Annotated in this window: 9 protein-coding genes; 5 read left to right on the top strand and 4 right to left on the bottom strand. The window is 62.4% G+C overall.

Features of this window, described 5'->3' with window-relative positions; genetic code table 11:
• Positions 1-56: 56 nt before the first annotated feature.
• Together BP858_RS03000 and BP858_RS02995 are read right to left on the bottom strand one after the other, a co-directional pair.
• A complete protein-coding gene (locus tag BP858_RS03000) occupies positions 57-1487 on the bottom strand; it encodes a nucleotide sugar dehydrogenase (protein WP_286878804.1) in 1431 nt (476 codons plus the stop codon).
• Positions 1488-1501: 14 nt separating this feature from the next.
• Entirely contained in the window at positions 1502-2416 is a 915-nt protein-coding gene (locus tag BP858_RS02995; protein ID WP_074175214.1) for a Gfo/Idh/MocA family protein, read from the bottom strand.
• 197 nt (positions 2417-2613) lie between these two features.
• Between BP858_RS02995 and BP858_RS02990 the strand changes: the two genes are divergently transcribed.
• The 3 genes from BP858_RS02990 (at position 2614) to BP858_RS02980 (ending at position 5613) form a co-directional block, all read left to right on the top strand.
• Positions 2614-4098, top strand: coding sequence for a flippase (locus tag BP858_RS02990; RefSeq protein ID WP_286878803.1), 1485 nt, complete (start codon positions 2614-2616; stop codon positions 4096-4098).
• 133 nt (positions 4099-4231) lie between these two features.
• Positions 4232-4669 (top strand): GNAT family N-acetyltransferase, encoded by a 438-nt coding sequence (locus BP858_RS02985; RefSeq protein WP_214166542.1) that lies wholly within the window; start codon positions 4232-4234, stop codon positions 4667-4669.
• A 155-nt stretch (positions 4670-4824) separates the two neighbouring features.
• A complete protein-coding gene (locus BP858_RS02980; RefSeq protein ID WP_062262586.1) occupies positions 4825-5613 on the top strand; it encodes a glycosyltransferase family 2 protein in 789 nt (262 codons plus the stop codon).
• 168 nt (positions 5614-5781) lie between these two features.
• Here the strand turns inward: BP858_RS02980 and BP858_RS02975 are convergent, their stop codons facing one another.
• Together BP858_RS02975 and BP858_RS02970 are read right to left on the bottom strand one after the other, a co-directional pair.
• Positions 5782-6234: a DUF5814 domain-containing protein gene (locus tag BP858_RS02975; protein ID WP_062262589.1), complete on the bottom strand. Its 453-nt coding sequence runs from the start codon at positions 6232-6234 to the stop codon at positions 5782-5784.
• Complete coding sequence (locus BP858_RS02970) at positions 6231-6857, bottom strand: DUF2150 family protein (RefSeq protein WP_062262592.1); 627 nt, start codon at positions 6855-6857, stop codon at positions 6231-6233. The genes BP858_RS02975 and BP858_RS02970 overlap by 4 nt, the downstream gene beginning before the upstream one ends.
• Positions 6858-6971: 114 nt before the next feature.
• Between BP858_RS02970 and larE the strand changes: the two genes are divergently transcribed.
• Both larE and thiI read left to right on the top strand, forming a co-directional pair.
• Positions 6972-7742, top strand: a complete 771-nt coding sequence (gene larE, locus BP858_RS02965; RefSeq protein WP_286878802.1) for an ATP-dependent sacrificial sulfur transferase LarE — start codon at positions 6972-6974, stop codon at positions 7740-7742.
• Entirely contained in the window at positions 7730-8908 is a 1179-nt protein-coding gene (gene thiI, locus BP858_RS02960; protein ID WP_286878801.1) for a tRNA uracil 4-sulfurtransferase ThiI, read from the top strand. Before larE ends, thiI begins: the two co-directional genes overlap by 13 nt.
• The last annotated feature ends 283 nt before the right edge of the window (positions 8909-9191 follow it).

Raw genomic sequence — 9191 nt, 5'->3', positions numbered from 1 at the left:
GGCGCACTTGATGAACTGGGGCCGCGCGCCGACGATCGATGCGATCTTCATGGTTATCACCGGACCGGGTGGCTGTTTTTGTCGCCGCGGCCGATGCCCTTGTAGATGAAACCCGCCCGGATGAACGCGTCCGGGTCGACGACGTTCCTGCCGTCGACGATGACGGGGTGCTCCCGGCCCGAGAGTTCCTTTACCCGGACGGGGTCGAGGGAGGCATAGTGATGGTGGCCGGTGAAGATGGTGACGACATCCGCCCCTGCGAGAGTCGCGTCAAGGTCGTGTGCAATCTCCACCCCCGGGTAGTCGTCCACGAAGGGGTCATGGACCCTGACCTCTGCACCTGCCCTCTCCATCGCCGCAAGGTAAGGCTCTGCAGGGGTGTTCCGGGTATCATCCGAGTTCTGGATGAATGCCCACCCAAGGAGCGCGACCGTCGCGCCCTCCGGGGACTTCCCGGCCCGCCTGAGCCCCTCGGTGGTCAGGTGGACCATATGCCGGGGCATGAACTCGTTGATCGTCCGTGCGACGCCGAAGATCGACTCAGCACCGTGCGGGTACCAGAGGTCGCCCCCGAGGACCTGCGCGCCCCGCTCCAGGTGCCAGGAGTCCTTCGTGAGGCAGTGGCCGCCGACCCCGGCGCCCGGCCAGAGGATCGCGCGGGTGATCCCCTCGCCCTTGAGGGAGTCGATCCCGGCCCTGACGTCGTAGACGTTGACCCCCATCGCCTCACAGTGGAGGGCGAGCTGGTTCGCGGCCGCGATCTGGAGGTCGCGGAAGGCGTTCTCGGCGGTCTTGGTCACCTCGGCAGCGGTCGCGGTCATCGGGATGATCTTCCCGGTCGTGAGCACCGGCCGGTAGAGTTCCATCGCCTGCCGGGTGGAGACGTCGTCGATCCCGCCGACGATCCGGTCGTGCTCGCGGATATTCCGGAGCAGCCGCCCGACCATCACCCGCTCGGGAGCGTGGGCGAGGCAGAACTCCTCCCCGGCGACGAGCCCTGACTCCGCTTCCAGGATCTCCCTGGCCATCCCGGCAGTCGTGCCCGGGGTGACGGTCGACTCAAGCACCACGAGCGTTCCTGGGGTGATGTGGCGCCCGACGTTCCGAAGCCCCTCGATCAGGGCCGAGAAGTCGGGGATGAGGTCTTTTGGATCGAGAAACGGCGTCTGGATCGCGAGTGTCACCGCGTCGCACGTTGCGATCTTTGAAAAATCGGAGGTGCACCGGAACTTCCTGGCGCCGACGACCTCTCCGAGCAGTTCCTCGAGCCCCGGCTCCTCGCCCTTGAGCGGGGACTCTCCCCGGTTCAGCATCGCAATCTTGTAGCCGGAGGAGGCCGAGTCCCGCTGGAACCCGAGGACCGACTCAAACTCAGGCGCGTCCGCAAAGAGCACCGCGGCGGGGATGCCGACGTAGCCCATGCCGACGACGCCGATTGTCTTGATAGGTCCTCTCTCGTCGATGATCGATTGTAACCCGTTACTCATGCAAAGACCCTCGCTTATGCCGCAAAACACCGTGCGACTTCCTCGCAGATCTCCATGTTCACCAGCGCCTGTGCGGGGCTGACCGGGAACGCCCGCCCCTGTGCCACGCAGTCAAGGAACGTCGAAAGTTCGAGTTTCAGCGGTTCCTGCTTGTTCACGAGCACCTTCTCGATGATGTTCTCCTGCACGTACCGCTCATCCTCAACCGCGTACCTCCCGGGTTTTCGGTGGATGTAGATCTCCTGGGCCATAAAGTCCCCCTCAACGGTGAACTCCTCCTCCTCGATGTAGATCATCCTGATCTTCTTAGAGGACTTCCTGCTTGCCGAGAGGTAGACCGGGGTCTCTCCGAAGGAGAAGAGAGCGCTGCAGACGTCCTGGTTGCCGCTGCCGGCGAGATGGTAGTTCCCGTCCGGGAGGAGGACGTTTCGCATGATGTCCACATCGTGGATCATCAGGTCTTCGACGACCGAGGAACCGCTCACCCGGGAAGAGGCCGGGTTATGCCGTTTCATCTCGATGTAGAGAGGGTCGCGGACGATCTTTTTGATCTCCGGGACAATCGGGTTGAACCGTTCGATGTGCCCGACGCCGACGACGAGGCCGTCGGGGATCTTCCCGATAAGCCTTCTCGTCTCTTCCGCCGTCGCGCAGATGGGCTTCTCGATGAGGAGCGGCACCCCGGCATCGAGGACCCGGGTCGCAACAGAGAAGTGGTAGGGCGTCGGAACACAGACACTCACCGCATCCACGCTTTTGAGCAGATCCTCAACGGTCGGGGAGACCGTTGCCCCAAAGGTGCCGGCAAGGTCGCGGGCCGCCTCCCCATTGAGGTCATATAGGTAGAGCGAGTCCACCGCTTTCAGTTCCGAGTACACACGGGCATGGTTCCTGCCCATCATTCCGACACCGATTACCCCTACGTCCAAAGTTTCACCGCCGATGGTATTGCCACGTACGCTCACCAGGGAGTTCCAGATGATAATAATAGTATACATTAGCATCGCTCTGTCATGACATTATCGCGGAAGGATATCTCCTCGTTCCGGGATGGGGAGGCCTGCCGGATCACGGCTATCTCTCCTACTTCGGTTCAAAATCAATAAGGCCTTTCCCGGCGAAACCAATGCTCGTGTTGCGTCCCTCCAGATATCTTGCCCGTATCATGCGGATCGACCCTGTCCAGCGCCAGAGTGTCATCAGCCTCGGATCGACGATTGGGCTCACCGCGGTCGGGTTTCTCTCCACGATGTACTTTGCCCACACCGTCGGGCTCTCGATACTGGGGGCGTACTACCTCTTTGTTGCCTACTTCAGCATATTCAACCTGCTCGGAGATGGCGGGTTTGGAAGCGCTGCTGTGAAGCGGATCAGCGAGGGAGAGGACCAGAACGCCTACTTCACCGCGTTCATCCTCCTCAGGGTGATGCTGATGGCCGTCTCGGTGGGCTTCCTCCTCATCGTGCAGCCGTACCTCGTCGACCTCACTTCATCGGGGGTCTTTCCCTGGCTGATCCTTGCGCTGGTCGTCAGCGTCTTTACAAGCATCACCTCTAATGCGGTCTACGGGAGGGGGAAGGTCGGCGTCAACCAGATCGGTGGCCTTATCAATAACCTGGTCCGGATTGGTATCCAGGTCGCCGCGGTCATCCTCGGCTACGGTCTCGCGGGGCTTGCCGGTGGGTTTGTTGCCGGGCTCCTTGCTGCAGGGCTCTTCAACTTCCGGTTCCTCGACCTCGCCCTGTCCCCGTTCCGCTGGTCGCACATCTCCAGCCTCTTTGCCTTCTCCTTCTGGATCTTCCTCAGCGCGAGCGGTTATCTTGTCTTCTCGTACGCCGATACCATCCTGATCGGCTACTTCATGACCGATACTGATGTCGGTATCTACCAGGTGGCGCTCCAGCTCACATCGATTGCTACGTTCGTAACCCTGGCGCTCCATACCACCCTCTATCCTAAAGTCAGTTACTGGGGGAAGCAGCATGATCTCGCTTCGGTGGAGGGTGCGCTCGCCCGTGCCTTCACCTACTCGCTCCTTCTCGCGGTCCCGGTCCTTGCCGGGGGCTGGATCCTCGGCGAACGCCTCCTCTACTTCTTCTACGGGGCGTCATCCGCCGCTGGCGCGGAGGCTCTCGCGATACTCCTGCTCGTCCAGGTGGCCCACGTTTTCATGTACCTCCAGACGATGTGCTTAAACGCTCTCGACCGGCCGAAAGACTCGTTTCGGGTAACAGCGGTCGCGGTCACGGCTAATGTCGTGCTGAACATCCTCCTCATCCCGGCATACGGCATCGTCGGGGCGTCGCTCGCCACGCTCGTCACCATGGTGCTGAACGCGACGCTCGCCCACCGTGCTCTCTCCCGGAGCATCCGGGTGCGGATGGAGCCCCGGGCCGTAGGTCACATCGTCCTTGCTGCGCTCATCATGGCAGCCGTTGTCATGGCCTTTTCGTTCGCAATCCCGCTCTCGAACGTCTTCCTCGTTCTCGCGGCGGTCGCCCTCGGTGGGCTGGTCTATATCCTGGTCCTTCTCCGGATCGACCGGGGTATCCATGACGAGCTGAAAGAACTGACACTGAAACTCGGGATCCCGTGGCCGGAAGGGCTCTGATGGTCGGCGGGACGTTCCACCCGGTCTCTCGGGCAGCCCCCTCACCTCCTAGATGGGAACCCCCTGGTGAGGGGAGGGGTAGTCGACTTGAAATAATAGGCGCGGCAACGTCAGGTCATACGCGAGGAAGACGATGAAGAAAGAAGTCCGCGAATTGAAGGACGAAGAGTTCCCGCTTGCAGAGATGGCCTGGACGCACTACCGCAACCAGAAGGCGGACCCGGGTCGGGAGAGGATCTTCGGCGTCTTTGTTGACGGTGCCCTGGCAGCGACGGCCCGCTGTACCCGGCACCCGGGCGGCCTCGAGATGGACTGCGTCTTCACCCTGGACGAGTACCGTGGAGGTGGGTATGCAAGGGAGGCCGTGGAGCGACTCCTCGAAGAATGCGGCACCGAGACGATCTACATCCACTCAACGCTCCCCCTGGTCGGGTTCTACGGGAAACTCGGGTTTGTGCCCATCCCGGAGGCGAAACTGCCGGCGAGTATCAGGGAACGGTTCGTCTTCTGCTTCGGGGAGATGGCGGGGTGCAACGTCGCCCCGATGATGAGGAACCCCGTGGCCGGATAACCCCGACAGCCGCCCTCCCGGCAGGACCGCGTAGGAGGGACGCGTTTACCGGCGGATCTTCGGGGACGGAATGTGCCTCTCCGGGTCAGTGCGACGGCAAACCTGATGTACGATGAGGCCCGATAGACCGGATCGCGTGGGGGTCTCCAATCGGTATGGCGGGCATCGATTACGTTGTTTTGACCTGGAACAGCGCTTCAACGCTGGAACTCGCGCTCTCCTCGATCCGGAACTACGGGCGCCCGAACAGGATCATCGTCGTCGATAAGCACTCGACGGACCGCACCGCGGCGATCGCCGGGAAGTACGGCTGCGAGATCATATCGTCGGGTGCTGGCCTCGGCGCCGCAAGAAGGCTCGGGGCACGCGAGGCCCGGACGGACCTGATCGCCTTTGTTGACTCCGACGTGGAGCTTCTTCCGGAGTGGGAAGAAGTCCTGCGGGCCTGGGCAGATGGGCGCTACCCGGATGCAGGGGTGATCGGCGCACTCTACGACGACGACTATCTCCGGCCGGCAACCGCACCGGTCTCACTCCTTGGGGGTAACGGGGCCTTCGGTTGCTGTGTGACCTACCGGGAGCACATACTGGCATGTACTGCCCTTGATACCCTCTCCAGTGGAGAAGACGCACTCTACGCCGAATTTCTGGCGGAGAAGAACCTGCGGTGGTATATCCTGCCCGTCTACGTCAACCATCACCGGGAGCTCGGGAATGTCCCCAATACCCTGAGGTGGCGGTGGCTGGGCGCCGGCCTCCGACGGCGGAGGGGGTTCCGGGCCTCAATATGCAAATCCATCCTTGGCGGCGCAGTCATCGGGTTCCGGATGAACGGTCTTGACATCTCCTACCGGGAGAACCTTACCCTGCGACTGAACTACTTCATCGGCTACATGCTCCCCGGCAGGTACTTCGAGATCGACAGGGGAAAGAAACGATCGTGACCGGCACCTCCCTGACGAGGTAGTGGAGCATTCCATCGAACATTTCAGGCGCACCGCTGCCCCACGCAGAAGTCTGTTGAATTGCTACGCGCCCCTTCGCGTGAGACTGCTTGCCCACTCCCACACACCAGAATCTCCACTATACGGTGAAATGGTCCTGTGGAGACCTTAGTGCTCGATCTTTCTGATGTGGTCGATGGCGTTCTCGGCCAGTTTCTCCTTTCCCTGCAGCTCGGCGACGTCCCGTATCGCCTCTAGCATGTGGACGGAATCCTCAAGAAAACTCAGGATATCGGCGGGATAGAGATCGATCCCGTATTCGTCGAGGAGGTGGGCGCTGATCTGCCGGTGATCAAGTCCCATCTCCCGGAACTCGATGATGGTGAGGGTGAACTTCCGCTCCGGGCACCCGCAGAAGGGGGCACTTTTGCATTTGCAGTCCATGAAGTCCCGGAAAAAAGCCAGGAGCTGCTCGCGCGTCCGGCGGTCGAGGCTATCAAAGTTGATTACCCTTCCTACAGATTCGAGAAACGCGCCTGAGAAGGCGTGGTCAGGGAGCCGGAATCCCGCCGCCCGCTCCAGTTTCCGTGCCGCCCGAAACCGGGCCTTATCCGCGATCACGACGTCTCTCCGGGCACCTCGTCGAACTTCGCAAGCGATTTCATGGCGTTGCTCATGGTCTCGATCTCGATGAGCCACTCGTCGAAGAGGCCGGGGTTCTCCATGTCGTCCTTGATGTACTTCGCGCAGCAGGTGGCGCCGTCGATCACGGCGGCCCCGATATTCGCCGCAACCTCGAGCGCCTCCTCGAGTTCCTCCTCGTCGAGGGCCCTGCCTTTCTTCACGAGCGTCTTGATATCCTTATCAAACCCGCCCTCGAGGTACTTCCGGCAGGCGGTGAAGAGCACCAGCAGGGAGAGCTGGAGCGACCCGATGATATCCTCAAGTTCCCCCGCGGGAAGCCCGGTCATGACGATCAGCTCCACGTCGTCGAGCTTCGCCGTGGCCTCCTCCTTCGTGAGTCGGTCGTTCTGGTAGAGACGGATGATCTTTAAGACGGAGAGGGTGATATCCTCGGTGAAACTGTAGAGCATCTGCTCCCCTTCGGAGACCTCTTCGCCCTCGGCGGGCTCAAAGTCCGCACCCTCCAGCGTCGTTAGCCAGTTGTCCCAGCGCTCCTGGTTGTAAAAAATATAGAAGAGTTTCATGGGCTCTGCCTGTTTGGCTCTCGCTTTCTTCGCCATATCAGTACACATTCGGAGTGCCTCTTTTAAAAATCATTTGCTCTTCGGGCAGAAGACCGGAATTGCCGCGATCCGCGAAGATTCATCTAGAACAAATGAGCATAAGTTGAGCAGATGGCAAGAGTCTGCAGGCTTGACGCAGTCCTGAAATCCTACGAGCCCATCGCGATCGCACTCTCCGGGGGAACGGATAGTTCGGTCCTGCTGGCCAGCGCCTGGCGGCACGGAGTCCGGGCGATCGCAATCAGCGTCGATACAGGGCTCGCCCCCCCGGGAGAACTCGCGGCGGCGCGGGAACTCGCTGACCGTCTGGGCGTTCCGCACGTCACAATACCGCTTGATATGCTCGATATCCCCGCTGTCCGGGAGAACCGGCCGGACCGGTGCTATGTCTGCAAGCGGGCGATGATGGAGGCGATTGTCGCTGAGGCAGGGCGGCGGGGGTGCCGGACGGTGGTCGACGGGACCCACGCTGATGACCAGCCTGCAACACGGCCCGGGATGCGGGCGCTCCGCGAACTCGGTATCAGGAGCCCGTTTGCGGAGTGCGGTATGGGGAAGGCGGATATCGAGGCGCTTGCGGCGGATCTTGGGGTGGGCGTCCGCCCGCCGTCGGCATGCCTTGCGACCCGTATCCCCACCGGTGAGCCGGTCACACGGGAGTGTCTCGCGCTCGTGGGGGCTGCCGAGGCCCTCCTCGCGCGGGAGGTTCCCGGGACCATACGGGTCCGGTGTAGCGGTCGCCGGGCCATCATCGAGGCCGACCCGGCGTACCGCCGGAGGCTGGAGCGGCTGCTCGGTGCGGTGAAGGACCTTGGGTTCGAGGACGTGGCAATCGCGCCGGGGGGCTACGAAGAGGGAGGTGCGGATTCGTGGAAGCGGTGATGGTCAGGTACGGCGAGATCTTCCTCAAGAGCGAGCCGGTGAAACGGCGGTTCATATCGATAATGACCCAAACCATCAGGCTCGCGCTGGAGGCTGAAGGGCTCTCCCACCGCATCGAGACCCCGCGGGGACGGATCCTGATCTTCGGCGATGAACCGCAGCGTATCGCTGAAATCGCCGCCAGGACGTTTGGAGTGGTGAGCGTCAGCGTCTGCACAATGACCTCCGCTGATATCCCCGGGATCTCTGCTGCGGCTGTCGGGCACGCAGAGCGCCGCCTCCGACCCGGGATGTCGTTTGCGGTCAGGGCGCGCCGGTCGGGTGTTGAGGGGTTCAACAGTCAGGAACTCGCGGCTGCGGTCGGCTCGGCGGTCCTCGACCGGATCCCTGAGGCCACGGTGGACCTGACGGCGCCCGACTACGAGATCTTCGTGGAGGCCCGGGAGTATGGCGGCCTCGCCTACGATGAGAAGATCAGCGGGCCGGGCGGGCTCCCGTACGGGACCCAGGGTGAAGTGATGGCCCTGCTCTCGGATGGCATCGACTCGCCCGTTGCGTCGTGGCTGATGATGCGCCGGGGTTGCCTGATGGTGCACATCCATATGCACAGCGGGCGGTTCGGCGGGGCTGACTCTGAGAAGAACGTCCTGCAGAGCCATGCCCGGCTCTCTGCCTGGGTTCCGGGGCACCCCCTCGACCTCCTCGTCGTGGACATGGAGCCGTTCTTTGAGGTGATTACAGCGTTTAAGGAGCCCCGTTACCGGTGCATCCTCTGCAAGCGGTTCATGCTCAGGGTGGCAAGCATCCTTGCCGAAGAGCGGGGCGCCTACGCGCTCGTCAACGGTGACAACCTGGGGCAGGTGGCGTCCCAGACCCTGGCGAACATGGCGGTGATCGCCCCGGCGGCGAGCGTTCCCGTGCTCCGGCCGCTCATCGGTTTTGATAAGGAGGAGGTCGTCGAGCGCGCACGGGCTATCGGGACGTTTGAGCCCCATCCCGGGAGTGTCGGGTGCACGGTCGCCCCCCGCCACCCCTCGACAGCAGCGCCCGCGGCGACGATCGCGCGGATCGAGGAGGAACTCGATGTGGGCGACCTCGCGGCGCAGGCGGCGGGGACGGTGCGGCGGTACCGCGCAAAGAATGGGGTGATTGAGGAGGTCCGGTGAGGGGGCCTTGGGATCCCAAGATCATTCTAGCCCTCTGTCGTGAATACACACACGGCTTTCGAAGTGATATCGTGTCTGGGGGAGGGGGTCTCCCCATTGGCGCTAACTGGGCATATACGTGCAATGAATCTCTGTTGATACCAACGTGTTTCAAGCGTTGTTGAACCCCCCAGTTCGCTCTGGAAGGTCGTATCCCGTGGTGCTCCGGGGCGCGGCTTTCTTGTGGCTATCGCCACGCTACTGCCCCTGCCCCCCGGGGGGCGGGGGAGGAGGCCGGAGGCCG

The sequence above is a fragment of the Methanoculleus sp. UBA413 genome (assembly GCF_002502935.1).
GTDB lineage: Archaea > Halobacteriota > Methanomicrobia > Methanomicrobiales > Methanoculleaceae > Methanoculleus > Methanoculleus bourgensis.
This window is presented reverse-complemented; position numbering and strand designations above follow the sequence as displayed.